The following is a 24,596-nucleotide window of genomic DNA, read 5'->3' on the forward strand; positions in this document are numbered from 1 at the left end:
AACGATCTGGAAGATTACTCCTCCGAGCCGTCCTCCCCAGAAGCCTTCTTCTGCTGATCGAGCTTATGCTTACCACTTACGATAGACGTAGCGCCCAGTGTGGCCAAGCTTGCACTGGCAAGGCTCGCCATCACAATCAGATCGCCCGTCTTGGGCATGTTGCCGCCCGAAGACTTGGTAGTTGTAGTCGTCGTGGTCGTGGTGGTCACCGTTTTGGAGTCATTTTGCTCCTGGACCTGGTCATCGGTGTTGCCCTTACCGCTGTCCTCGCTCTGCTGCTTTCCGTCCTCGGTCTTGTCCTTGCTCTTGTCCTTCTCCTCAGATTCAGACTTCTTATCCTCGTCCTTCTTCTGTTCGGACTTGTCGCTCTTCTCCTCAGAGCTAGAACCCTTATCGGATTCGGTCTTCTCGGAAGCCTTGTCCTTGGAGTCGCCCTTTGCGGCTTCGATCTTTTCCGTGGAAACCTGATCAGAGTTGCCCTTGTTCTGGGTCGAGCCGTTATTGACGCCAGCCATCAGCGAAGAGCCCAGCGTAGAACCAAGCTGCTCGGAGAAAGAAGGCTTCTTGTCCGGCGAAGCAACGGGAACGTCCGGCGCCTTATTCGAGTCATCCTTGGAAGCATCGGAACCAGGGGTTGCGTCAGAGCCGGAGCCGTTGTTAGAGCCGGTGCCAACGGACGAATCGCTCGAGCCGGTGGATGAGTTAGAGGTGCCAGCGCCGGTCGAACCAGAAGCGTCGCTGTCCGTATTGCCGGCAGAGCTTGAAGACGAATCGCCCGCAGCAGAGCCGTTTGAATCGGAGCCGTTCGAGGTAGAGCCGTTGTTGGTAGTGCCACCAGCAGAGCCATCACCGTCAGCACCGGTCGAGGGCGCATCCATCCTGTCATCGTTGGCATCGTCGCTCGAGTCGTCATTCGAATCAGGCGTCGGCGAGGGCGCCGGCGTGGGCTCGGGCTGCACGGGCGTCGCAGCGGCAGCGGCCTCGTCCTCGGCGATATAAACCAAGCAGTCCTTCAGCTCGTTGCGGTAGCGGTTCTTCCAGCCCTCATGATACTGGGGCTGGCTCGAATACTTGGTCGCCACGTTATTGACCACACTGTTGGAAAGCGCCGTCACAAACTCGCGATCAGTCATACTGTTAGAAAGGTTTGCCCAACGGAAGAAGTCCCTGCAACCACCGGTGCCGCACATGTTGGTGATGCTCCACACCATGCCCTTAACGCAATCGGCACGGCCCGAAATATCAATGCCCAGGCCACTCTTGAGCCACGCCTCGGTCACCGCATAGTACGAGTTGTACGCATAGGCATCTTGCAGAGCCGAAAACTCAGCAGGGTCGGTGTTATAAGCGCCCTGGAAGGCCTCCTGCGCAATACGGCCCAGCTCAGTGAGCTGGCCGTTCTCGTACATGGCATTGCTCGTGTTAGAAATCTCGCTGCCGCGATCAATCGCATCCTTGAGCATGCTGTATTTCTCGGGATTGTAGTTGTAGACCTGCTTCATAAACGGAATGAGCGACCAACGACGGTCGAACTGGTAATAACCCAGCGCGTTATAGCCGTCGCCATACGAAAAGCCCTGGTTATAGTTGCCATGGCTCTCGTACTTGGTAAAGTACTTCATCTCGGGGGTCACGTTAACAAACGAAACGCCCTGGACCGACCTCAGCACGCCCGAGAAGGACTGCTGGGTGTAGAGACCCTTATCGATATCGGTGGCATCCGAGGCAACGCCCGGCGTGGGCTCCTCGGCAGCGGCGGGTGCCGGCACGGAAACGGCGCCAAACGAAAGCGCCAGCGTCAGGCCCGCGACAATAGCAGAATGCTTGGGCTGCATAAGATCCTCCCTGCATTGGTGTAGTTAAAGAGCAGTTTGCAAAGATAAAAATAAGTATTGCAGCTCGCCCGTTGTTACACAACAACCCCTCGGTAAACGGCAACAACCCTCCGCGAAATCTTAAGGAATTGCGCTCAACCTACAGCTTAATGTCAAAGTTAATCTCGGGGACGGCAGCAAGGTCGGCTAACGTCACGCCGTCGACGTACTTTTCGATCACGTCGTCCAGACCGCGCCAGAACTTGACCGTGGAGCAAAGATCGCTGCGGGTACAACTGTTGTCGATGCCATCGCACGCCACCGGTGCCGTGCTGCCCTCGACGGCGCGCAGGATGTCGCCGGCACGCACCTCGGCCGGGTCCTTGGCCATCATGTAGCCGCCGCCCTTGCCGCGCACGCTCTTAAGTAGGCCCGCCTTCATGAGCGGACGAACCAGCTGTTCCAGATACTTCTGCGAAATGCGCTCGCGGTCGGCAACCTCGCGCAGAGCAATCTTGCCCTCGGCGTCACCGAGCGCCGCGATATAGATCATCAGTCGGAGGGCATAGCGGCCCTTAGAAGAAATGAGCATACCTACCCTCCCATCGTTACTGGGACAAAACCAGGCTTGTTTGTCCCAAATCCTATGCAAGCGGAACAAACAAACCTGATTATTATGTCCCTCATCTAAAAAGTCGAGTGGATTAGTCGGGTTTTCCCTTGACTAACGCCGAACCCATAGTAACTTTATTCCGAGAAGATTCCTAGGGTTTAGCACACCTATGAGTACACCATATACAGAGAGGGACAGCATGAGCGCAAATCCGCTGCTTTCCATCGAAGGTCTGACCGCCTCCGTGGACGAGAAGACCATCCTCCACAACGTCAACCTCAACGTCGCCGCCGGCGAGACCCACGTGCTGATGGGCCCCAACGGCGCCGGCAAGTCCACCCTCGGCCACCTGGTCATGGGCGACCCCGTCTACACGGTCAACGACGGACGTATCGTCTTTGACGGCCAGGACATCACCGAGCTCACCACCGACAAGCGTTCGCGCGCCGGCCTGTTTCTGAGCTTCCAGGCCCCGGTCGAGATCCCGGGCGTGCCGCTGTCGAGCTTTTTGCGCGCCAGCATCGCCGGCCGCCCCGGCCTGGAGATGAAGGGCAAGGAGTTCCGACGTCGCGTCAAGGAGCTCGCGGCCGAGCTTAACATGGATACCTCCTACCTCAACCGTGAGCTGGGCGTGGGCTTCTCGGGCGGCGAGAAAAAGAAGGTCGAGATGCTCCAGCTTCTGCTGCTGCAGCCCAAGCTCGCCATCCTAGACGAGACCGACTCCGGCCTGGACGTCGACGCGCTTTCCACCGTCAGCCACGGCATGGACGCCTACCGCAAGAGCTGCGACGGCTCCATGCTCATCATCACGCACAACACGCGCATCCTGGAGCACTTGGATGTCGACCGCGTCCACGTTATGGTCAAGGGTCACATCGTGCGCGAGGACGACGCCTCGCTCATCCCCTGGATCGACAAGAACGGCTTTGAGACCTTCGAGCGCGAGGCCGCCGAGCAGCGCGCCCAGGCCGAGGCCGCCGCTGCCGGGCAGCAGGCGTAAAGGGGCGACGCAATGACCAAGAACCGCACCGAGGTCGCGGACATCGACCGCAGCCTCTACGACTTCACCTATGGCGAGGAGGGATTCGAGCGCCTCGACGCCGGCATCACGCCCGACATCGTGCGCGAGATCAGCGCCAAGAAGGACGAACCGCAGTGGATGCTCGACCTGCGCCTCAAGTCCCTCGAGATCTTCAACCGCTTCCCCGATCCGACGTGGGGCCCCTCCATCGAGGGCCTGGACATGGACAACATCGTCACCTACGTCAAGCCCAACACCGACCAAAAGCACGACTGGGAGTCGGTGCCCGACGACATCAAGAACACCTTTGAGCGCTTGGGCATCCCCGACGCCGAGCGCAGCTACCTGGCAGGCGTCGGCGCGCAGTACGACTCCGAGCTGGTCTACCACAACATGCAGGACACGGCGTCCAAGATGGGCATCGTCTACTCCGGTATTGAAGAAGCCCTGCACGATCCACAGTGGGAACCGCTCATCCACGAGAAGTTTATGACGCTCATCCCGCCCACCGACCACAAGTTTGCGGCCTTGCACGGCGCCGTATGGTCGGGCGGCTCGTTTGTCTACGTGCCCAAGGGCACCAAGTTGGACTTCCCGCTGCAGAGCTACTTCCGCCTTAACGCCAAGGGCGCCGGCCAGTTTGAGCACACGCTCATCATCGTCGAGGACGATGCCGACCTGCACTTCATTGAGGGTTGCTCAGCGCCCAAGTACAACGTGGCCAACCTCCACGCCGGCGCCGTCGAGCTCTTTGTGGGCAAGCGTGCACATCTGCGCTACTCGACCATCGAGAACTGGTCCAAGAATATGTACAACCTCAACACCAAGCGTGCGCGCGTGGACGAGGACGGCGATATCGAGTGGATCAGCGGTTCCTTCGGCAGCCACGTGGGCTACCTCTACCCCATGAGCGTGCTCAACGGCCGCCGCGCCCGCTCGAGCTTTACCGGCATCACCTTTGCCGGCGCCGGCCAGAACCTGGATACCGGCTGCAAGGTCGTGCTCAACGCGCCCGATACCTCGGCAACCGTCGAGACCAAAGGTATCTCCAAGAGCGGCGGCATTCAGACCTTCCGCAGCTCTATCGTGGCCACGCCCAAGGCAGAGGGTTCCAAGGCAACCGTGAGCTGCCAGTCGCTCATGCTCGATGACCAGAGCCGCTCCGACACCATCCCCGCCATGGACATCCGCGCCAAGAACGTCGACATCGGCCACGAGGCCACCATCGGCCGCATCGGCGACGACAAGGTGTTCTACCTGATGAGCCGCGGCATCTCGGAGGAAGAGGCCCGCACCATGATCGTCAACGGCTTTGCTAACCCGGTCTCCAAGGAGCTGCCGCTGGAGTACGCCGTCGAGATGAACAACCTGATCAAGCTCGAGATGGAAGGAGCGATCGGATAATGAAACAGGAAACCAACGCCGCTGCTACCACGCTCGAGCAGGTCAACGCGATGCCCGCAGCAACCTGGGGCTGGTTGAAAATGAATCAGACCAAGCTCGAGCTCTCTGACGAGCTTGCCGCCGCTCCCGCGGAGGCCGTTGAGGTCGAAGGCTTGGGCGAGCAGTTTTCCGGCGCTGCCGACGCGTTTGGCACCGCCATGAACGCCATGGCCGAGCGCTTCCCCGAGCGCCGCGCCTCCGCCCCCGGTGATGCCGCCGACCGCGCCCGCATCACGCCCGAGACCGAGCTCGACGTGCCCGCCACCTCCGTCTACCAGGCCGGCGCCATCAAGCTCGAGGAGGAGCTCTCCCCTGCTGAAGCCTTCGAAACCGGCTTGGGCGAGGCTGCCTACGCCTACTTGGCCGAGCACGCTACCAAGCGCATCGTCATCGATGTGCCCGCATACCAGCACGCCACGGTTACCGTGCGTGTGAGCGGTGTCGATGCCGCCGCGGCCATCGCCGCCATCGACATCGTCGCTCGCCCGCAGGCAACGCTCGACCTGCATATTGCCCTAGACTCTCCTGTTACCGGCGAGGGTGTCGTGGGCTCCGTGCTACGCGTGTGCGCCCACGAGTACGCCACCGTCAACGTGACCTGCACGCAGACACTCGACGACAGCTGGATCGCACTCGACGACACCGGCCTGTTCCTGGACGAGGGCGCGCGCGTCAACGTGCAGCACACCGTCCTGGGTGCCGGCGCCAGCGCCACCGGCCTTGCCGGCGACCTGCTGGGCGACACCGCCAAGGTGACCATCGATACCGATTACCTGGGCGCCCGCGAGCAGGTGCGCGACTTTAACTACGAGCTGCGCCACCGCGGTCGCAAGACCGAGTGCGAGATCGACGCCAACGGCGTGCTGACCGGCACGTCCAAGAAGGTCTACCGTGGCACCATCGACCTCGTGCACGGCTGCAAGGGTGCAACCGGCACCGAACGCGAGACGGTGCTTTTGGCCAACAAGGGCGTCGACAACAAGACCGTTCCCGTCATTCTCTGTGACGAGGACGACGTCGCCGGCAACCACGGCGCCACCATCGGTCACGTCCGCGACGAGCAGCTGTTCTACCTCGCCTGCCGTGGCCTTGACCAAAACGCCGCCGAGGACCTGTTCATCCGCGCCAAGCTGGAGGACGCCGCGCTTTCCGCCACCGACGAGCGCACCCGCGCCGCCGTCGTCCGCCTAGGCAACAACCTGATCGACAACTTTGAAGAGGAGCTCGCATGATCGACACCGAGCACGTTAAATGCGACACCTGTACCGCCCCCGAGCCCATGGAGCTCGACGCCAGCGACGAGGCTTCGCGCGGCTGGCCCACCGTGGACATCGAGACCAACCCCTACAAGGGCGAGTTCCCGCTGTTCCAGCAGCACCCCGAGATCGCTTTCCTCGATAGCGCCGCCACCGCGCAGCGCCCTGCCCGTGTGCTCGACGCCGAACGCGACTTCTACCAGCGCATGAACGCCAACCCCCTGCGCGGCCTGTACTCGCTGTCCGTCGAGGCCACCGACGCCATCGCGAAGGTCCGCCAGCAGATCGCTGACCTCATCGGCGCCTCACAGGCCAACGAGGTCGTCTTCACCCGCAACACGAGCGAGTCGCTCAACCTGGTCGCTAAGAGCTTTGCGCCCACAGTGCTCGAACCGGGCGACGAGGTCGTCATCACCATCATGGAGCACCACTCCAACCTGATTCCGTGGCAGCAGGTCTGCCGCGAGACCGGCGCCAAGCTCGTCTACCTCTACCCCACCAAGACCGGCCAGCTCACCACCGAGGAGGTTCTTGCCAAGGTGGGTCCCAAGACCAAGATCCTAGCCGTGGGACAGGTCTCCAACGTGCTGGGCGTCGAGAACCCGGTCAAGAACCTCGGCAAACTCGTGCACAAGTACGGCGGCTACCTGGTCGTCGACGGCGCGCAGTCGCTGCCGCACATGCCGGTCGATGTGGCCGACCTGGGCGCCGACTTCTTTGCCTTTAGTGCGCACAAGGCCATGGGCCCCATGGGCATCGGCGTGCTGTGGGGCAAAATGGACCTGCTCAACGCCATGCCGCCCATGCTTACCGGCGGCGAGATGATCGATTCGGTCACCGAGCAGAACGCTGTCTGGGCTCCCGTCCCCGAGAAGTTCGAGGCCGGCACGCAGGACGCCGCCGGCATCTTCGCCACGGGCGCCGCACTCGATTACCTGGTCAACACGGTGGGTTACGAGAACATCCAGGCCCGCGAGCAGGCACTCGTCCACTATCTGATGGGCGAACTCATGCAGCTCGACTTTGTCCAGATCATCGGCTCCATCTATTGGGACAACCACCACGGCGTCGTGAGCTTTAACGTCAAGGGCATCCACCCGCACGACGTAGCGAGCATCATGGACATGGACGGCGTCTGCATTCGCGCCGGCCACCACTGTGCGCAGCCGCTGCTCACCTGGCTGGGCGTCGAGAACCTTGCCTGCTGCCGCGCCAGCGTGGCCTTCTACAACGACAAGGCCGATATCGACAAGTTCATCGCCGGCCTGCATCACGTTTGGAGCACGTTCAATGGGTAATCTGTACACCTCCACCACGTTTATGGAGCACAACTCGCACCCCGACTACAAGTACGAGATGGACGCCCCCACGCACGAGCACGACGGCATCAACCCCAGCTGCGGAGACGAGCTCACCTTGCAGCTACGTGTCGAGAACAACGTGATCGAGGAGGCCTCCTTTACCGGCCACGGCTGCGCCATCAGCCAGGCAAGCGCCGACATCATGGCCGACCTCATCACCGGCGAGACCGTCGAGGAAGCTCGCCGCTTGGCAGAGCTCTTCCTCGCCATGATCCGCGGCGAGCAGCTCTCCGAGGAGGACTTGGAAGACCTGGACGAGGCCGCCCAGCTCCAGGACATCTCGCACATGCCCGCCCGCGTCAAATGCGCCGAGCTCGCCTGGCGCACCCTCGACGGCATGCTCACGGGACAAAATAATCAGTAGTATTTGTCCCAAATCTTAAGAATTTTGTTGGCCGAATCGCTTGACAAGAGTGGTTCGGCCATTTTCTATTCCGAGCCCTCAGCCTGAGCATTCACCCGAACATAAGCGCGCACGATACGAGAGACGGTACTCTTGCTGATTCCCGTATATCGTTCGATCTCGCGCACCGTGTAGCCGACATCGTGCAGGGCGAAAATGATTCCATCTCGCCGCGAGGGCGCTACGGTCTTGAGTTCGTTGAGCGGCACGCCCAGGCGCTTCGCCATCTTGTCGGCAAACGCACGCCGCTCCCACTCTGTCTCATCCATATCGTGAATCACCGGATCGGAACCATCGGGCATCGACAGAGAATAATCCAGAAACCCCTTGGCAGACTCAAAGAGCTCAAGCACACAAGAAGGGTCCGAAAATCCCCTCGTCGTATCGTTGTCATACGCTCTCAGATACTCGGCAAAGCTGCTCCAGGGATAACGCTCGATCAGGGCGATACCCGCCTCCTGCGGATTAGCGTGAACATAGCGAATGGCAGCCATTAGATAACGGTCGGTATCGAGCGAGCGCCGGTCAAAACGGTTCTGGAACAGATGACCCGTGCGCCCCGTGCGCTTATTGAACCGCCGCGCGTACGTCAAAAGCAGCCGGTGCATCGCCGCGCTCATCGCGTCCTCGTAATCTGCAAGCACCAGATGCACGTGATTGCCCATAAGGCACCAGGCGATAACCGTCACGCCCGCCTCGCGGCAGCACTCGCGCATCAGCTCCAAAAACTCCCACCGGTCTTCATCGCCCTCAAAGATGAGCTGCTTGCCCACACCGCGGGCACAGACATGGTAAAAGCCGGTAACCGTTCTCCAAACGCGCTGCATGGCGCTCCCTTCGCCGGGATCTGATTGCCATCCAATACAGCACGATTGAAGCGTGCCATCAAAACATTCACGCAAAACAATACACTCGCGCGGCCAAAGGCAGTAAACGGGCGGCGAACGGCACCGTTGCAACAGGTCAGACCCCGCAACGCATACAAGAGCTGACCAAAAGCTTGCCCAAGACGAACCCCCTCTACGGAAGTTCGCGACCACAGAACATATAGTTAAACCGTTTCAATTAAAACTTCCGGACTTCTCGCTACGAAAACTGAGCCGTTCGCCGAATATTCCGTGCATTTCGCGGTATTATAGGGGCTGCATGTCATGTCCCTTTCGAAGGGTCGCCCGGCAATCGCCAGCCACGACCCCCAGACGGGACGCCAACACGATAGAGAGGAGAGGCATGCAGTACTCACAGGAAGTGGAGAACATGTGCCCCGTTGCCAAGGGTGCATACCACGGCCCCGCACCCATCCCCGAGGAGGGCAAGTGGGTCCAGGCTAAGGAGATTTCCGACATCTCCGGTCTTACGCACGGTGTGGGTTGGTGCGCACCTCAGCAGGGCGCCTGCAAGCTCACGCTGAACGTCAAGGACGGCATCATCGAGGAGGCCCTCGTTGAGACCATCGGCTGCTCGGGCATGACCCACTCTGCCGCCATGGCTTCCGAGATCCTTCCCGGTAAGACCATCCTCGAGGCCCTCAACACCGACCTCGTCTGCGACGCCATCAACGTTGCTATGCGCGAGATCTTCCTGCAGATCGTTTACGGCCGCAGCCAGACCGCGTTCTCCGAGGGCGGCCTGCCCGTGGGCGCCTCCCTCGACGACCTCGGCAAGGGCCTTCGCTCTCAGGTCGGCACCATGTTCGGCACCAAGGCCAAGGGCGCTCGTTACCTCGAGCTCGCTCAGGGCTACGTCACCCGCATGGCTCTCAACGACAAGAACGAGATCATCGCATTCGAGTTCCTGAACCTCGGCAAGTTCACCGACGCCGTCAAGGCCGGCAAGACCCCCGAGGAGGCCATCGCTGGCGCTATGGGCCACTATGGTCAGTGGGAGAACGCTGCCAAGTACATCGACCCGCGCACCGACGAGGAGACTCACTCCGTCGCCAGCGTGTTCCCGGTTCACGAGTAGAAAGGGAGGGAAATAACTATGACTGTTACGTTCGAAGGTTACGAGCGCCGCGCTGACAAGATCAACAAGTGCCTCGCCGACAACGGCATCGCCTCCCTCGAGGAAGCTCTGCAGATCTGCACCGACAAGGGCTTCAACCCGCGTGAGATCGTCAACAACACCCAGTCCATCGCCTTCCAGAACGCCGAGTGGGCCTACACCCTCGGCTGCGCTCTCGCTGTCAAGCGTGGCGCCAAGACCGCTTCTGAGGCTGCCGCCATCATCGGCGAGGGCATCCAGGCCTTCACCGTTCCCGGCTCCGTCGCTGAGGACCGCAAGGTCGGTCTGGGCCACGGCAACCTGGGCGCTATGCTGCTCTCCGACGACACCGAGTGCTTCGCCTTCCTGGCCGGCCATGAGTCCTTCGCTGCCGCTGAGGGCGCTATCGGCCTGGCTCTGAACGCCAACAAGGCTCGCAAGAAGCCGCTGCGCGTTATCCTTAACGGTCTGGGCAAGGACGCCGCCCAGATCATCGCCCGCATCAACGGCTTCACCTATGTGAAGACCCAGTTCGACTACTACACGGGCGAGCTCAAGGTCGTCGAGACCATCCCCTACTCCGATGGTCCCCGCGCTGCCGTTAACTGCTACGGCTCCGACGACGTCCGCGAGGGCGTTGCCATCATGTGGCACGAGAACGTCGACATCTCGATCACCGGTAACTCCACCAACCCCACGCGCTTCCAGCACCCCGTCGCTGGCACCTACAAGAAGGAGCGCATCGAGGCTGGCAAGAAGTACTTCTCCGTCGCTTCTGGTGGCGGCACTGGCCGTACCCTGCACCCGGACAACATGGGCGCCGGCCCTGCCTCTTACGGCATGACCGACACCATGGGCCGCATGCACTCCGACGCCCAGTTCGCCGGTTCTTCCTCCGTGCCTGCGCACGTTGACATGATGGGTCTCATCGGCATGGGCAACAACCCCATGGTCGGTGCCACCGTCGCCTGCGCTGTCGCCGTCGAGGAGGCCCTCAAGGCCTAATCGCGCCCGCGCGATGCTCATATAGTTGAGCTTTGGAGCCGCTACCTTTCGAGGTAGCGGCTCTTTTTGTTTGCGCTGCTGCAGGGTGGCTAACGCCAATATATCAGTTGGGGCGATATACGAGATGTGATGAAATGGAGCATCAGAACGCCCATGACGCCCACCTGCCATATGTGCCCTTTACCGATTTGCCGAGTCTTTGCGGCCCCATTGCCGATCACCCGTGCGACAATGCGCCGGACGAGAAAGGAATCCGATGGAATCGACTGATGTACTGGTAATTGGATCTGGCATTGCGGGACTTTGCGCCGCCATCGAAGCGGCACGCACGGGTGCAACCGTCACTGTGGCAAGCGCCGGCAAGACTATGAGTGGATCGAGCTTCTTCCCCGGAACCTGGGGCCTGGGGCTTATCGGACCCGTTAACGAAGACGACGAACAAGACTTCATCGACACCATCCAGACCGTTGGTGGCGGCGTCGCCGACCCCGAGCTTGTCCAGACGTTTGTCCGCGGCATTCCCCGGGCAATTGAATGGCTCGAGCAAGACCTGGGCGTTGAGCTTCAACGCCCACAAAATGCCGAGAGCGCCCAGCAAAAGCAATTTATCCCCTGCTTTGACCACAAGACGCGCATGTGGCGCGGCCTCACCCGTAAGCCCCTTGAGGACGCTCTGACGACCCGGATCGAGTCACTCGGCATTCGCCTGCTCCCCCGCCATGAGCTTATCGACCTTGTTGAGGACACGAACGGTAGAATAACCGGAACCGTGCTCTACGACCTCACCGAAAATCGAATCGTGCCCTTTGCTGCCAAGGCCACGATCATCGCAACCGGTGGCACAGGCGGCCTGTTCGAGCGCAGCCTTACGTCGGCTGATGTGCTCAGCTCCTCGCAGGCCATCGCGCTGGCGCACGGCGCAACACTTACTAATATAGAGTTCATGCAGATGATGCCCGGTTTCATCGAGCCCAAGCGCAACCTGGTCTTCAACGAGAAAACCTGGCGCTACGTACATGTAGACCAGCCGGTAGATATTGCCGACGACAAGCTGGACGACCTGCTTGAGCAACGCTCCGGATACGGTCCCTTCACTTCGCGTCTGGATTCTCGCGCTATCGACCTAGCCATCGACCAAGCGGGAGCCGAAGGCCTGGCGCTCCACTACGATTTCCCCCGCGAGGATGTCCCAGAGTTTGTGCAGACCTTTGCCACCTGGCTGCAAGACGAGCACGGCATCGCGCCGACCGACGAGATGCGCGTGGCGATGTATGCCCACGCCGCCAACGGCGGTATCAAGATCGATAAGACCGCGCAAACGGGCGTTGAGGGCCTCTACGCTTGCGGTGAGGCGACAGGCGGCATGCACGGCGCCGACCGCATCGGCGGCTTGTCGAGTGCCAATGGCATCGTGTTCGGGCGCATTGCGGGCGCATCGGCAGCCCAAGCAGCGCTGGACGCTCCTGAGGCGGCCGCACCGATGGATATCGCCCTCCCCCAGCATGGCATAGCTACAGCAGACGCCGAGCGCCTGACCCGCTGCCTCAAACGCACAATGAGTACCTACTGCATGATCAACAGGACCGAAGCGGGTCTATCCAAGGCCCTGCAACAGCTTGAAAGCCTGCAAGACGACGCAACGGCGCTGAGCAAGCCGTATGCCAACGACAGCGAAGTCGCAGCCCTCGCCCGCCTGCAATCGCAGATTCAACTAGCACGGGAAATGATCAAAGCCATGCGTAAGCGAACCGAAGGCCTCGGATCGCACTATCGAGCGAATTAAACTGGACACCTATCTAAAGCAAAACACAACTAATCGATATCTATGGGCCCCGTGAACTCGAAGTGGCACGGGGCCCATTCGTGTCCGCACGGCAGCGTATCCTAATTCTGAATACAGAGCGGGCAAAGCCCGCATAGACAATAGGCCAGCGAGGAGGAGATATGGACAGTAGAGATATCGAGAAATGGCGTGTCAAACTTGATAGCTACGCCAATGTGGAAGACGGCGTTGAGTATTGGCTCGCACGCGATTTAATGGAACCTATGGGGTACACTCGATGGGAGAACTTTGCCGAAGTTGTTAAGAGGGCAAAAGTCTCGTGCGAAACAAACAAAACTCCAGTTGATTCCCATTTTCGTGACACCACGAAAATGGTAACTGCCGGTGTCGCCGCTCGCGCGGTTAAAGACTACAAACTTACGCGCTATGCATGCTATTTAATCGCCCAGAACGGAGATTCAAACAAGCAAGAAATCGCGCTCGCACAGGCGTACTTCGCCGTGCAGACGCGCCGGCAAGAGCTCATAGAGCAGCGCTTCGCAGAGATTCAGCGCTTGCAGGCGCGCCACTCGCTATCTGATTCAGAGATACAGCTCTCGGGTATTGCGTTCAAACGCGGCGTGGACTCCAAAGGATTCGCGATCATCAAGTCGAAGGGCGATGAAGCGTTATTCGGCGGCAGAAGCACGGCGGAAATGAAGCAACAGCTCGGCGTATCCAAGAGCTCGGCATTGGCGGACAGGCTAGCCGATGTTCTCATCAAAGCAAAGGACCTTACGAACTCGATGACGGCCTTCAACGCCGAGGAACACGACCTGTACGGTCTGGACCAGATCAAGCAAGAGCACGTCGAGAACAACACAAGCGTGCGTGGCAGCCTCATCGACCGCGGAATTGTACCCGAGAACCTACCGCCTGCCGAAGATACAAAGAAGCTCGAACGTCGCGTGAAAGCAGACGAGAAAAAGCTCAAGGAGGGTACAGACGGATTCACCGACCCCCAGGGCAGGCTCGACTTGTAAAGCGTCTGCGCCCTTACGGGTTCGGCCCCATGCGAGGTTAATAAAAAAGACGGCCAACCGAAGTTGACCGTCTTAACAATCTTTGGTGGGCCGTCAGGGGGTCGAACCCTGGACCTTGGGATTAAGAGTCCCCTGCTCTACCAACTGAGCTAACGACCCAAAGCTAAAGTCCGTCGTAGCGGACTTTAGAGGAGATATCGTGTGGTGGGCCGTCAGGGGGTCGAACCCTGGACCTTGGGATTAAGAGTCCCCTGCTCTACCAACTGAGCTAACGACCCGATATCAACACGAAGCAAGAACTGGGGTGGGTAAAGGGACTCGAACCCTCGACCTACGGGACCACAACCCGTCGCTCTAGCCAACTGAGCTACACCCACCGTGTCCTGTGCGCTTCGCGCTCGACTATTATTGCAAGGAACGCCACGCGATGCAAGCCCCAATTTTCAAGAATTTTGAAAAGAGTTTTTCAAGCGCGTTTCGAGCAATTCCCACCGGTTTCATAGGAGTAAACTTGCCCCACTGCAAATGCTCGAAAGGACAAGCATGAAAGAACTCTCCAACCGTACGGCAACGTTTACCGATTCGGTCATCCGCCGCATGACGCGCATCTCCAATAAGTATGGCGCCGTCAACCTGTCGCAGGGCTTCCCCGACTTCGATCCCCCGGCGCAGCTGCTCAACAGCCTGAGCGCCATCGCCAGCGACCCCAAGCCGCTCTATCACCAGTACTCCATCACCTGGGGCTCCCAGGCCATGCGTGAGGCGCTTGCCGCCAAGCAGGAGCACTTTATGGGCATGCCGATCAACCCCAACGAGAACATCGTGGTCACCTGCGGCTCCACCGAGGCCATGATGGCCGCCATGATGACGGTCACAAACCCCGGCGACAAGGTCGTCATTTTCTCGCCATTCTACGAGAACTACGGCGCCGACACGATCCTCTCGGGTGCCGAGCCCATCTACGTGCCGCTCAACCCGCCCACCTTTGACTTTGACCGTGAGGTCCTGGAGGCGGCCTTCCGCGACAACGATCCCAAGGCGATCGTTCTGTGCAACCCGTCCAACCCCTGCGGCAAGGTCTTTACCCGCGAGGAGCTCACCCTTATCGCCGACCTGTGCAAAAAGTATGACGCCTACTGCATCACCGACGAGGTCTACGAGCACATCGTCTACGCGCCCCACGAGCACGTGTACATGGCCACGCTGCCCGGCATGTTTGAGCGCACCATCAGCTGCAGCTCGCTGTCCAAGACCTACTCCATCACCGGCTGGCGCCTAGGCTACACCATCGCTCCCGCCGAAATCACCGAGCGCATCAAAAAGGTCCACGACTTCCTCACCGTAGGCGCCGCCGCTCCCCTGCAAGAGGCCGTCGTCACCGCCCTCAACTTCGACGACAGTTATTACCAGGAGGTCCTCGACCTCTACACCGCCAAGCGCGACCTATTCTGTCAGGGACTCGACAGCATCGGCCTCACGCACAACGTGCCGCAGGGCGCCTACTACGTGATGATGGACATCTCTGAGTTTTGCTATGACAGCGACCTCGACTTCTGCGAGGACCTGGCCTCAAAGGTGGGCGTGGGCGCCGTGCCCGGCTCGAGCTTCTTCCGCGAGCCCGTCAACCATCTGATTCGTTTCCACTTTGCCAAGCGAGACGAGACGCTTAACGCGGCGCTGGAGAACCTCAAGTCTCTGCGTGATAAAATCGAGCCGCGCGGGTAAGGACGGTCAGTAACTAAAGGCACTAAAGAAACCTCGTGAACCCGTTGGGCCACGAGGTTTCTTTTTATAGCGACCTCATTTATTTTTTAGAGCGCTATACTTTAGTCACGGAGCAACTCGTCCCAGAGAGGAATACTATGGCAGAGCAGCAGCTTATCGGAGCGCTCGAGGCCGGCGGCACCAAGATGGTCTGCGCCACGGGCTATGCAGACGGCACGGTCCTGGAACGCGAGCAGATTGCGACCACGACCCCGCAGGAGACCGTTGAGGCCGTCAACGCATGGTTTGCCGACAAGGGCATCGCCGCGCTGGGCATCGGCGCCTTTGGCCCCACCGCAGTCAACCCTGCCTCGTCCCAATACGGCAAGATCCTGGAGACGCCCAAAACGGCATGGCGCTACTTTGACCTGCTGGGCACCATCCAAAACGAGCTCAATATTCCCTGCGGCTACGACACCGACGTCAACGTCGCCTGCCTGGGCGAGGTCACCTTTGGTTGCGCCCAGGGCCTCACTGATGTGGTGTATCTGACCATCGGTACCGGCGTGGGCGCCGGCGTGCTCTCGGGCGGTAAGCTCGTGCACGGCATGATGCATCCCGAGGCCGGCCACATCCTGGTCACGCGCGACCCGCGCGACACCATTGGCGAGCACAGCGGCTGCCCCTTCCACGACAACTGCCTCGAGGGCCTCATCGCCGGTCCCGGCGTCAAAAAGCGCTGGGGTGGCAAGAGCGCCGGAGAGATGGCCGATGACCCGGAGGCCATGGACCTGCTCGCCGGCTATCTGGCGCAGGCGCTCATGACCTACATCCTGTGCTACGCACCGCAAAAGATCGTCATCGGTGGCGGCGTGGCCGACCACACCCCCATCGTGCCGCTCGCGCGCAAGAAGTGCGCCGAGATGCTCAACGGCTACATCGTCACGCCCGAGATGGCCGACATTGATAGCTATATCGTCAACAACAGCCTCGAGGGCAAACAGGGCATTATGGGCTGCCTGGCCCTGGGCGCTCAGGCGCTTCAGTAGCAGACGCACCCACAGGGCGTGGCGCGCCCGGCAAATCCGACCTACGGAACGACGCCACCACGCCTCATATAAGCCCTCAAATAAAAAAGGCCGCCTAGGACCAAACAATACGTCCTAGGCGGCTTTTTTGGCGCGCATCAGCGGCCGTAAGAGATATCGGAGCACAACGCCCGTTGCCGCACCACAGCAGTCGATCATCACATCGGTGATCATGCCGGCGCGTCCCGGCACAAAGAGCTGAATCGTCTCGTCGATCGAGGGAATCAGCAGCAGGAACACCGCCGTGGGCAGCAGCACGTCAAAGGTGCGCCGGCCCTCAAAATCAAAGGCGTGCGTTGCCAAGATACCGAGCACCATATACTCGGTAAAATGCGCGCACTTGCGAACAACAAAGTTGGTCACCCATGCATATGGAAGTCCCACGCCGTGCAGGAAACCGCGGATAGCTTCCATGACCGTTAGGCTCAGTGAGCCCGACCCCGAGCCGGGAACCAGCGAATTGCCCCAGATCAAGAGCGCCATCAGGCAGGTTACGACCGCCCATTTTCGATTGATCTTAACCATGCAGAAGTTATGCCTCCGCACGGAGCGGCGCGAAGCTGGCGGTACCGCCCTCGATAACGCTCAGATAGGCACGGCCCGTACGCTTGGCGGTAGAGGACTGAAGACGCTCGATCTCTTCCTCGAGGATCTGATTGACGCGCTCGTGACGACGATTTTCCATAATGCCGGCGGCAATAGCCTCGGCCCGCTCGATGCTCTCACGCGAGATACGGGCAGTATCCTCGGGGAACACAGCGCTGTGACGGCCGACATAGGCGGGGGCAGCAGGCTGAGGGGCAGCGACGGGAGCGGGGGCTGAAACAGGAGCAGGCTCGTCAATCTCATCCAGAATCGCGGTGGCGGCGGCCCACATACCCTCGTGGCCCGAGTAATCGGCCATGGGGACATCAACCTCGAGCGAGGCGTCCGGAAGGTCGCCGGTGTCGATGCGATCTTGGGCATCAATCGATGCGGTGATGGCTGCAGGCTCATCGAGGTCATCGAGATCGATGCCCGCGGCACCGGAGATGATAGGCATGCTGGCGAGGTTTGCATTGTACGGCGCAGCCTCAGCCGCCTGCTGCTGGGCAGGAGCGCCCCAAAGCGAGCTTTCGGCGGCACGGCGGGCGGCAACAGCCTCCTCGTCCGCGGTCATGGCTTCATCAACGTACGAATTATCGGCAGAAGCGTTCGCGTCCGCCGAGGTAGCGCTGTAGGCGTTATTGACCGCCGCATTGGCAACGAGTGCCACGAAAGCCGCCGTGCTGCCCGCAGGGGCGGCCTGGGAGCCCGACACGGCGCGTGCCGCGGCGGCGATATCATCGCGATTGAAGGAGCCGGTCTGCCCGCCGTTGGTGAGCTCGTCGATGGCGACTTGATAGACGTCGCGCGAGCGCGCAGGGTCGCAGCTCACCGGCGAATCGTCGTCGAGCATGCTGTCGATCATGGACCAAGCCTCGGCCTCGTCCATAGCATCTGCGGCTCGAGCGATGGTAGGGACACCATCATCGGCATGACGGCGCTGGAACGCACCAGTCAGGCCGGAAAGGAATGCCGAGGTAGACTGCTCCGACTGAGCCTGAGAAGCAGAAGCCGCAGCGTACGGAATCGCATCCTGCTGCTGAGCTGGAATCGAGGCGGTCTTGAACTCGCTTTGATGCTGATTGAGATTGGCGGCACCGCCCATGGCATCGGGCTGGAACAGACGCTCTTCACGCTGCGCACGATACTCGGAGATACCCAGCGAGGCGGCATAGATACCCACGCCCGCCACCGCGCCCACGGCGAAGGGAACTGCACCCGCCACGACCGTCTCGTTCACCGACGAAAACGGCAGCGTCGCGGCATACATAACCACGGGAGCGGCAAGGCCGATCCCGCACGAAAGTCCGGCAAGGACTGCTCGTTGTGTTGCATCAGAAGAAGCCATGAGCTCTCCCCATCTTCCAGCACCCAAATCGCATCATTCAGTTGGCTGCGCGAGAGAAGATGAAGCGGGGCTATGCCCCAAAGCAACGGTATATGGTTCGTTTCATCTGCGTTTTCCGTCGCGAAGCTTAAAAGTTATTATGCGAAACCGACCCTCCGATTGCAAGTGACGATGTCGGATTGAAACGGGAAACCTGCTGCTCGTCGGTCTTACGGTCAAAAATAAGCGCGGAGCGGCGCTATGGAAAAGGGCCGAGGCTCAAAGCCCCGACCCTTTCTCGCATTGATGACTATCGCTGCGCGTGGATGACAACCTAGAACGTCTGCTCGTAGTCGCTGTGTTTTTTGGCCGAACGCACCAGGAACTCCTGATTGGTGTTGGTGCCCTTAAGACCCTTGATAAACGATGCGGCTGCGCGCTCGGTGTTGTTCATGCCGGCAAGAATGCGACGCAGACCAAAGACAAACGGACGCATCTGCTCGTCGACCAACAGGTCCTCGTTACGCGTACCGGAGGCAACGGGGTCGATAGCCGGGAAGATGCGGCGGTCGGCCAGGTCGCGGTCGAGCTTAAGCTCCATGTTGCCGGTACCCTTGAACTCCTCAAAGATGACTTCGTCCATCTTGGAACCGGTGTCGATGAGGGCAGAGGCCAGGATGGTGAGCGAGCCACCATTCTCGATATTACGGGCTGCGCCCAGGAAGCGCTTGGGCGGATAGAGGGCCGCCGAATCGACGCCGCCCGAAAGGATGCGGCCTGAGGCGGGCGCCGCCAAGTTGTAGGCGCGGGCAAGACGCGTGATGGAGTCGAGCACCACCACGACGTCGCCACCCAGCTCCACGATGCGCTTGGCGCGCTCGATGACGAGCTCTGCCACGCGGGTGTGGTTGTCGGCGGGCATATCGAAGGTCGACGCCACAACCTCGCCTTTGATGGAACGCTGCATATCGGTGACCTCTTCGGGGCGCTCGTCGACGAGCAGGCAGATGAGGTGCACCTCGGGGTTGTTAATCGAGATAGACTGGCAGATCTTCTTGAGGATCGTGGTCTTGCCGGCCTTGGGCGGGGACACGATCAGGCCGCGCTGGCCCTTGCCGATCGGTGACACGATGTCGATGGCGCGGCCGGTAATAGAGTCCTTGCCGTGCTCCATGCGCAGCGGCTCGTTGGGATAGACCGGGGTGAGGTCGCCGAACTTGGGACGGTTGCGAATCTGCTCGGGGTCCAGACCGTTGACGGTCGTGATTTTGGCGAGGCCGGCGCGCTTGTCGCCGCCGCGCGAAGGACGCAGCGAGCCCTCGATGACGTCGCCCGTGCGCAGGCGCGCGGAGCGGATGAGGTAGGCGGGCACGAAGGCGTCGTCGTTGGACTTCATGTAGCCATGGGCGTGGATGATGCCGGAGCTGTCCGGGCGAATCTGCAGAATGCCCTTGATGTCGCGGAAGCCCTCGGCCTTCGCAGCGGTGACGTAGATTTCCTCGACGAGCTCGGCCTTCTTCTTGCCGGTCGTCTCGATCTCGAACTCCTTAGCCTTCTCGCGCAGCTCAGCGACCTTCATGGCCGCGAGTTCCTCGCGCGAAAGCGTGGGCTCGGTGGGAGCGGCATTACGCTCCTTGTTGCGCTGTTTGCGATCGCGCTGGCGGTTGCGACGGTCGTTGTTGCGGTCGTCCTTACGCTCGTTGCGCTCGTCGTTGCGCTTGTGCTGGCGACGGTTGGGACGAGTGCCGTCTTCGCCCTCAGCGGGGGCGGCACCATCGGTTGCGGCGGTGCCAACATTGGCCGCAGCGGCGTCATTGGCCTCGGCGCCAGAATCAACCTGCGCTTCGACATCCTGCTGCTCGGACGCCTTGGCCTTAACGGACTTCTTACGACCGCGCTTGGGCTTCTCGGACGCAGGCTGTTCGACGTCCTGGGCCTTGGCGACATCAGTCGACGCATCGGCGGTCGTCTCGGCAGAATCCTCGGACGCACCCTTCTTGGCAGCCTTGGCCTTGGACGTGCGCTTAGCAGCAGTACGACGGCTGCGACCGGGACGGACGTCGGCAGGCTCGGCATCGGCGGGAGCGGCCTCGGAAGTCGTAGCATCCTGGACGGGTGCATCGGCAGCGGTTGCAGACTCGGCGGTCGCCGCAGCATCCCGAGCGGCGGCTGCTGCTGCGGCCTTCTCTGCCTCGACAAAGGCCTTGGGCTTGCGACCGCGACGGTGCGGGCGCAAAGCCGGATCGACAACGGGAACTTCGTTGGCCTCGACAGGCGCAGCGGGCTCAACAGGCAATGTGCCCTCCCCTGCCGCGAAACGGACCGAAGCCTCAGTGAGCTCGGGGGCTACCTGTTCCGCAACTTGCTCGGCCATAGCAGCCGTGCGGCGGCGTGTGCGCGGTGCCGGCTTCTCGGTCGGCAGGTCGGCGGCAGGCGTCTCGGGCACAGACGGAGCTGCAAGCTCGGTCAGAGCCGCGGCCTCGCGCTCGGCAGCACGACGGCGGGCGCGCACCACCTGAGCCTCGCTAATCTGCGCCAACGCACGTGCCTGCGCGACCTCATCGGAAATCGGCGCCGAGGAGTCAGCTGCAACGGTGCGCTTGACGCGCGTCATGCGCGTGGTACGGCGCTTGGGCTTGGTGACCTCCTCGCCGTCAGCAGCAGGCTTGGCCGTGCGGCGCGTACGCTTGGGCTTTGCCGGAGCAGCCTCCTCACCAGTTGCAGGCACGGCCTTCTCAGCCGTTGCAGGCGTAGGCGTCGAAGCAGCCTTAGGCGTCTCAGGAGCCGAGGCATGCGCGGGCGCCGCGACCTGATCCGACACAACCGGTGCAGCGGGAGCGGCTTGCGTCGTCGTTATTTCGTTTTCTTGCTGTTGATCAGACACAGTGTTTGCTCAACTTTCTTTTCAAGCCCTGTGATCACATGCTCCCTGCATAAACCTTCAGGGCGGCTAAACAGTCTAGCTCCGTCAAATACCGACGGACATCATTGATCTGTATCGAGATATTTGCGTCATATACGCAGCGTTAGTGTAACACAACCGCAACCACCTGCAACTTAGTCATTGAGGACGTTCTTAAACGACTAGTCAAAAGGGACAATCTTTGGTTTTAACACCCACAAATCTGACTGCCTCCGCCAAAACTGTGGCGGTTTACTACGATGAATCGCTCAACCGCGATCACTCCGAAACTTGTTGAACTAAAACCGCAGGTAGATGCCTTGCACTTTTTTGCGAAAAGCCGGCGTAGTTGGAATTTCTCATTTCATCGTAGTAAACCGGCATAGTTTCGTATTTCCAGCAGTTCCAAATTCGTCAATACGTCGGCGTTTGCAAAAAGCCCGACCTCCGTGGGAGATCGGGCTTTCAAGGCTTAGTTAAACCAAGTCTGTACGGTCAAATGACCCCCGTAGCTTACATCTGCTCGGGCGCGGAAACGCCAACGAGGGTGAGCACCAGGGCGAGCGTCACACGGACGGCATCGCAAGCGGCCAGACGGGCACGCGAAAGCTCGGGGTCGACGGGACGGCCCTCGCTCGGCAGCACCTGACAGGCAGCGTAGAAGCTGTGGAAGTCGCCGGCGAGTTCCTCAGCAAAGTGCGTCAGACGGAACGGGGCGCGGTCGCGAGCGCAGCTGGCGATGAGGTCGGTGAGCTCGTTGAGCTTGCGCGAAAGGGCGAGCTCGGTCGGGTCGGTCAGCAGCGAGTAATCGACGTTCTCACCGATGGCCTTGGCGGCGACGGCCTTCATGCCCATCTCGTCAGCCTGCTCGGGCGTAACGTCAGCGGCACGGCGCAGGATGGAGCACACGCGGGCGTGAGCGTACTGCACGTAGTACACCGGGTTGGAGTTGTCGCGCTTCTTGACGGCCTCAATATCGAAGTCGACCATCTGGTTGGAGCTCTTGGAGATGAGGGTGTAACGGGCAGCGTCGGAGCCGACCTCGTCGACGAGCTCCTGCAGGGTCACCATGGTGCCCTTACGCTTGGACATACGGACGGGCTTGCCGTTGCGCAGCAGGTTGACGAGCTGGCCCAGCAGAACCTCAAACTTGCCGGGGTAACCCAAGGCATCGCAGACGCAGCGGACGCGCTCGATGTAGCCGTGGTGGTCGGCGCCCCAGATGTCGATGACGTGGTCGACGCGCTGGAACTTATCCCAGTGATAGGCGACGTCGGAGGCGAAGTAGGTGTACTCGCCGTCGGACTTGATCAGAACGCGGTCCTTGTCATCGCCCAGGTCGGTGGAGCGGAACCACAGGGCGCCGTCCTTAGTGTAGAGGTAGCCCATCTTGTCGAGCTTCTCAAAAGCGCGGTCGACGGCGGAGGTGCCGGCGGTCTCGCCCTCGGTGTCCTTCACATACAGCGAGCGCTCGGAGAACCAACGATCGAAGTCGCAATTGACGGCGTGGCAGAGGTCGCGCATGTTGTCGACCATCTTTACATAGCCGCGCTCGCGGAAGCTCTCCATGCGCTTCTGCGGATCGGCGTTGACCCACTTATCGCCGTCGGTGCGCCAGAACTCGGCGGCCTCGTCGATGATGTAGTCGCCGCCGTAGGAGTCCTTGCCCAGAGTCTCGGCAAAGTTGTCCTGGTACGGATGGGTCTCGGGGTGCTCGTCGTTCTCGTCGGCAACAAAGGCGTCGCGGTCTGCGATCAGCAGCTTGTGAGCCTCGTCGATATCCACACCCTGCTTGGCGATGATGTCGGCAAGCTGCATATAGCGCGTGCTGATGGAGTTGCCGAAGGTGTTCATCTGAGAGCCGTGGTCGTTGATGTAGAACTCACGCTGGATGTCGTAACCGGCGTGGTCCATAACGCGGCAGAGCGAGTCGCCCAGCGCGGCCCAGCGGCCGTGGCCGATGTGCATGGGGCCGACTGGGTTGGCGGAAACGAACTCAACCTGGGTCTTCAGGCCACCACCGACGTTGGACTTAGCGAAGTCCATACCCTTCTCGCGAGCCTCGCCAAAGATGGCATTCTTGACGGCAACGGAGAGGTAGAAGTTGATGAAGCCGGGGCCTGCGATCTCGACCTTCTCGATCGCGGGGTCCTCGGGCATATGGGCAACGATGGCCTCGGCGATCTTGCGCGGGGCGCAGTGGGCCAGCTTGGCGGACTTCAGGGCCATGGTAGAGGTCCACTCGCCATGAGAAGTGTCAGCCGGTCGCTCGATAGCGCAATCGTCAAGTTCAAATGCGGAAAGGTCGCCGGCCTCCTGGGCCGCAGCAAGCGCAGCGCGTACCAGCTCTTCAATCTTCTCGGGCATAGATCCTCCTTGTGTTAAAGCCCCCGAGCTCTTGGTCACTCGTAGGGCAAAAGCCAGAGTTTGTAGCACTCTATCACAAGCGACGGGCACTGTCGCAGGGTAAAGCTAATAGATATTGCATATGCACAAAAATGACTACAGCTTGTATGGAGTCACTCAAAGATGCCGGTCTGCCTGCAGATTATGCAGGCGTTGAAAATGCATAAAGGTGTGAATGAGCTGCGTCTGTTATCGAATACTCTTACCTATCAGAGTTGTGTGCTTTTCCTGCATAAAGTACGGGTTTGCGCACGTCAGCGTGTTATTCTAGACATACGTAAATTCGTATAAGTTGGAGGTAGCATGTTCTCAATCGGTCAACACGTCATTCATCCGGGCCAGGGAGTCTGCACCGTCGTCGGTTTTAGGGACGACACACCGCAGCCCATGCTGCTGCTCGAGACCAAGCAGGGACATGCGCAGACGATCCTCATGTACCCCGTGGCGCAGGCCGACCGTCTGCACGCCGCCATCTCTCAGCAAGATGCCGAGCACCTGCTGAGCCACTATGACGAGCTGGAGTGCGACACCTTTACCGAGCGCAACAGCTCGCTTGAGGAGACACACTTTAAGCAGCAGCTCAAGCTGGGCGCGCCCGAGACGGTCCGCGTGGCAAAGACCATGATGCACCGCATTCGCCAGGCCGAGGAAGCTGATAAAAAACCCAGCTCCTACTACATGCGCGTACTCAAGGAGGCCAAACGCCGCTCCATCGAGGAGTTCGCCGTGGCCCTTGGCGTCACCGAGGAGGCCGCCGAAGCCCGCCTAGCCCAAGCCGCCCTCAACTAACCCATCCGCGCCAAAAACCACCACAAAGGGAACAGGCACCTTTGTGGTGGTTTTCTTGTTCTAGTAGTATTCATTCTTATCGATACCCACG

At 60.5% G+C, this 24,596-nt stretch carries 19 protein-coding genes and 3 tRNA genes; 12 read left to right on the plus strand and 10 right to left on the minus strand.

The window, feature by feature from the left end; genetic code table 11:
• Positions 1–14: 14 nt before the first annotated feature.
• On the minus strand, positions 15–1,835 hold the full coding sequence (locus PMW67_RS04505; RefSeq protein WP_271738845.1) for a VgrG-related protein: 1,821 nt from the start codon (positions 1,833–1,835) through the stop codon (positions 15–17).
• Between the two features lie 139 nt (positions 1,836–1,974).
• Positions 1,975–2,406 carry an RrF2 family transcriptional regulator gene (locus tag PMW67_RS04510; protein ID WP_117735619.1) on the minus strand — a complete coding sequence of 144 codons (432 nt, stop codon included), beginning with the start codon at positions 2,404–2,406 and terminating at the stop codon, positions 1,975–1,977.
• 220 nt (positions 2,407–2,626) lie between these two features.
• On the opposite strand from PMW67_RS04510, the gene sufC reads away from it, so the two are divergent.
• From sufC to sufU, 5 genes are read left to right on the plus strand one after another with little or no spacing between them, the layout of a single operon-like run.
• Positions 2,627–3,427, plus strand: a complete 801-nt coding sequence (gene sufC, locus PMW67_RS04515) for a Fe-S cluster assembly ATPase SufC (protein WP_271738846.1) — start codon at positions 2,627–2,629, stop codon at positions 3,425–3,427.
• Positions 3,428–3,439: 12 nt separating this feature from the next.
• Positions 3,440–4,852: a Fe-S cluster assembly protein SufB gene (sufB, locus tag PMW67_RS04520; protein WP_117640948.1), complete on the plus strand. Its 1,413-nt coding sequence runs from the start codon at positions 3,440–3,442 to the stop codon at positions 4,850–4,852.
• The gene (locus tag PMW67_RS04525; protein WP_271738847.1) at positions 4,852–6,123 is read left to right on the plus strand and encodes a SufB/SufD family protein; all 1,272 of its coding nucleotides are present in this window, start codon (positions 4,852–4,854) and stop codon (positions 6,121–6,123) included. The genes sufB and PMW67_RS04525 overlap by 1 nt, the downstream gene beginning before the upstream one ends.
• On the plus strand, positions 6,120–7,445 hold the full coding sequence (locus tag PMW67_RS04530; RefSeq protein WP_271738848.1) for an aminotransferase class V-fold PLP-dependent enzyme: 1,326 nt from the start codon (positions 6,120–6,122) through the stop codon (positions 7,443–7,445). The genes PMW67_RS04525 and PMW67_RS04530 overlap by 4 nt, the downstream gene beginning before the upstream one ends.
• Positions 7,438–7,872: a Fe-S cluster assembly sulfur transfer protein SufU gene (gene sufU / locus PMW67_RS04535; RefSeq protein ID WP_117583738.1), complete on the plus strand. Its 435-nt coding sequence runs from the start codon at positions 7,438–7,440 to the stop codon at positions 7,870–7,872. The genes PMW67_RS04530 and sufU overlap by 8 nt, the downstream gene beginning before the upstream one ends.
• A 65-nt stretch (positions 7,873–7,937) precedes the next feature.
• Here the strand turns inward: sufU and PMW67_RS04540 are convergent, their stop codons facing one another.
• Positions 7,938–8,738 (minus strand): transposase, encoded by an 801-nt coding sequence (locus PMW67_RS04540; RefSeq protein WP_117583739.1) that lies wholly within the window; start codon positions 8,736–8,738, stop codon positions 7,938–7,940.
• Positions 8,739–9,141: 403 nt separating this feature from the next.
• Here PMW67_RS04540 and PMW67_RS04545 point away from each other — a divergent pair, with 403 nt between their 5' ends.
• From PMW67_RS04545 to dinD, 4 genes are all read left to right on the plus strand, one after another.
• The gene (locus PMW67_RS04545) at positions 9,142–9,876 is read left to right on the plus strand and encodes an iron-sulfur cluster assembly scaffold protein (RefSeq protein WP_006235554.1); all 735 of its coding nucleotides are present in this window, start codon (positions 9,142–9,144) and stop codon (positions 9,874–9,876) included.
• Between the two features lie 18 nt (positions 9,877–9,894).
• Positions 9,895–10,899 carry a GGGtGRT protein gene (locus tag PMW67_RS04550; protein WP_117790827.1) on the plus strand — a complete coding sequence of 335 codons (1,005 nt, stop codon included), beginning with the start codon at positions 9,895–9,897 and terminating at the stop codon, positions 10,897–10,899.
• A gap of 256 nt (positions 10,900–11,155) precedes the next feature.
• The gene (locus PMW67_RS04555) at positions 11,156–12,682 is read left to right on the plus strand and encodes an FAD-binding protein (RefSeq protein ID WP_271738849.1); all 1,527 of its coding nucleotides are present in this window, start codon (positions 11,156–11,158) and stop codon (positions 12,680–12,682) included.
• A 161-nt stretch (positions 12,683–12,843) separates the two neighbouring features.
• Complete coding sequence (gene dinD / locus PMW67_RS04560) at positions 12,844–13,704, plus strand: DNA damage-inducible protein D (RefSeq protein WP_271738850.1); 861 nt, start codon at positions 12,844–12,846, stop codon at positions 13,702–13,704.
• Positions 13,705–13,787: 83 nt separating this feature from the next.
• Here dinD and PMW67_RS04565 read toward each other — a convergent pair.
• The 3 genes from PMW67_RS04565 to PMW67_RS04575 all read right to left on the minus strand — a co-directional run bounded on the left by PMW67_RS04565 (position 13,788) and on the right by PMW67_RS04575 (position 14,081).
• Positions 13,788–13,863 (minus strand) — tRNA-Lys (locus PMW67_RS04565).
• 43 nt (positions 13,864–13,906) lie between these two features.
• Positions 13,907–13,982 (minus strand) — tRNA-Lys (locus tag PMW67_RS04570).
• Between the two features lie 22 nt (positions 13,983–14,004).
• Positions 14,005–14,081 (minus strand) — tRNA-His (locus PMW67_RS04575).
• Between the two features lie 166 nt (positions 14,082–14,247).
• Between PMW67_RS04575 and PMW67_RS04580 the strand changes: the two genes are divergently transcribed.
• Together PMW67_RS04580 and PMW67_RS04585 are read left to right on the plus strand one after the other, a co-directional pair.
• Positions 14,248–15,429 (plus strand): pyridoxal phosphate-dependent aminotransferase, encoded by a 1,182-nt coding sequence (locus PMW67_RS04580; RefSeq protein ID WP_271738851.1) that lies wholly within the window; start codon positions 14,248–14,250, stop codon positions 15,427–15,429.
• 137 nt (positions 15,430–15,566) lie between these two features.
• Positions 15,567–16,457: an ROK family protein gene (locus PMW67_RS04585; protein WP_271738852.1), complete on the plus strand. Its 891-nt coding sequence runs from the start codon at positions 15,567–15,569 to the stop codon at positions 16,455–16,457.
• Positions 16,458–16,571: 114 nt separating this feature from the next.
• On the opposite strand, the gene PMW67_RS04590 is transcribed toward PMW67_RS04585, so the two are convergent.
• From PMW67_RS04590 to argS, 4 genes are all read right to left on the minus strand, one after another.
• Complete coding sequence (locus PMW67_RS04590; RefSeq protein WP_117800435.1) at positions 16,572–17,021, minus strand: VanZ family protein; 450 nt, start codon at positions 17,019–17,021, stop codon at positions 16,572–16,574.
• Positions 17,022–17,028: 7 nt separating this feature from the next.
• Complete coding sequence (locus PMW67_RS04595; RefSeq protein WP_117583743.1) at positions 17,029–18,429, minus strand: hypothetical protein; 1,401 nt, start codon at positions 18,427–18,429, stop codon at positions 17,029–17,031.
• A 313-nt stretch (positions 18,430–18,742) separates the two neighbouring features.
• Positions 18,743–21,292, minus strand: a complete 2,550-nt coding sequence (gene rho / locus PMW67_RS04600) for a transcription termination factor Rho (protein ID WP_416378092.1) — start codon at positions 21,290–21,292, stop codon at positions 18,743–18,745.
• Between the two features lie 531 nt (positions 21,293–21,823).
• On the minus strand, positions 21,824–23,677 hold the full coding sequence (gene argS, locus PMW67_RS04605) for an arginine--tRNA ligase (RefSeq protein ID WP_035137232.1): 1,854 nt from the start codon (positions 23,675–23,677) through the stop codon (positions 21,824–21,826).
• A 342-nt stretch (positions 23,678–24,019) separates the two neighbouring features.
• Between argS and PMW67_RS04610 the strand changes: the two genes are divergently transcribed.
• Positions 24,020–24,505: a CarD family transcriptional regulator gene (locus PMW67_RS04610; RefSeq protein ID WP_006235480.1), complete on the plus strand. Its 486-nt coding sequence runs from the start codon at positions 24,020–24,022 to the stop codon at positions 24,503–24,505.
• Positions 24,506–24,596 lie beyond the last annotated feature (91 nt).

Origin of the sequence: Collinsella aerofaciens, assembly GCF_028209395.1 — a bacterium.
GTDB lineage: Bacteria > Actinomycetota > Coriobacteriia > Coriobacteriales > Coriobacteriaceae > Collinsella > Collinsella aerofaciens_AZ.

What these genes read in the sequence shown, in the direction of transcription:
- PMW67_RS04585 (WP_271738852.1), top strand. Translation starts at nt 15,567, where the DNA reads ATGGCAGAGCAGCAGCTTATCGGAGCGCTCGAGGCCGGCGGCACCAAG.
- PMW67_RS04555 (WP_271738849.1), top strand. Translation starts at nt 11,156, where the DNA reads ATGGAATCGACTGATGTACTGGTAATTGGATCTGGCATTGCGGGACTT.
- PMW67_RS04505 (WP_271738845.1), bottom strand. Translation starts at nt 1,835, where the DNA reads ATGCAGCCCAAGCATTCTGCTATTGTCGCGGGCCTGACGCTGGCGCTT.
- PMW67_RS04580 (WP_271738851.1), top strand. Translation starts at nt 14,248, where the DNA reads ATGAAAGAACTCTCCAACCGTACGGCAACGTTTACCGATTCGGTCATC.
- PMW67_RS04525 (WP_271738847.1), top strand. Translation starts at nt 4,852, where the DNA reads ATGAAACAGGAAACCAACGCCGCTGCTACCACGCTCGAGCAGGTCAAC.
- dinD (WP_271738850.1), top strand. Translation starts at nt 12,844, where the DNA reads ATGGACAGTAGAGATATCGAGAAATGGCGTGTCAAACTTGATAGCTAC.
- PMW67_RS04610 (WP_006235480.1), top strand. Translation starts at nt 24,020, where the DNA reads ATGTTCTCAATCGGTCAACACGTCATTCATCCGGGCCAGGGAGTCTGC.
- argS (WP_035137232.1), bottom strand. Translation starts at nt 23,677, where the DNA reads ATGCCCGAGAAGATTGAAGAGCTGGTACGCGCTGCGCTTGCTGCGGCC.
- PMW67_RS04550 (WP_117790827.1), top strand. Translation starts at nt 9,895, where the DNA reads ATGACTGTTACGTTCGAAGGTTACGAGCGCCGCGCTGACAAGATCAAC.
- PMW67_RS04530 (WP_271738848.1), top strand. Translation starts at nt 6,120, where the DNA reads ATGATCGACACCGAGCACGTTAAATGCGACACCTGTACCGCCCCCGAG.
- sufB (WP_117640948.1), top strand. Translation starts at nt 3,440, where the DNA reads ATGACCAAGAACCGCACCGAGGTCGCGGACATCGACCGCAGCCTCTAC.
- PMW67_RS04590 (WP_117800435.1), bottom strand. Translation starts at nt 17,021, where the DNA reads ATGGTTAAGATCAATCGAAAATGGGCGGTCGTAACCTGCCTGATGGCG.
- sufU (WP_117583738.1), top strand. Translation starts at nt 7,438, where the DNA reads ATGGGTAATCTGTACACCTCCACCACGTTTATGGAGCACAACTCGCAC.
- PMW67_RS04510 (WP_117735619.1), bottom strand. Translation starts at nt 2,406, where the DNA reads ATGCTCATTTCTTCTAAGGGCCGCTATGCCCTCCGACTGATGATCTAT.
- PMW67_RS04545 (WP_006235554.1), top strand. Translation starts at nt 9,142, where the DNA reads ATGCAGTACTCACAGGAAGTGGAGAACATGTGCCCCGTTGCCAAGGGT.
- sufC (WP_271738846.1), top strand. Translation starts at nt 2,627, where the DNA reads ATGAGCGCAAATCCGCTGCTTTCCATCGAAGGTCTGACCGCCTCCGTG.
- PMW67_RS04540 (WP_117583739.1), bottom strand. Translation starts at nt 8,738, where the DNA reads ATGCAGCGCGTTTGGAGAACGGTTACCGGCTTTTACCATGTCTGTGCC.
- PMW67_RS04595 (WP_117583743.1), bottom strand. Translation starts at nt 18,429, where the DNA reads ATGGCTTCTTCTGATGCAACACAACGAGCAGTCCTTGCCGGACTTTCG.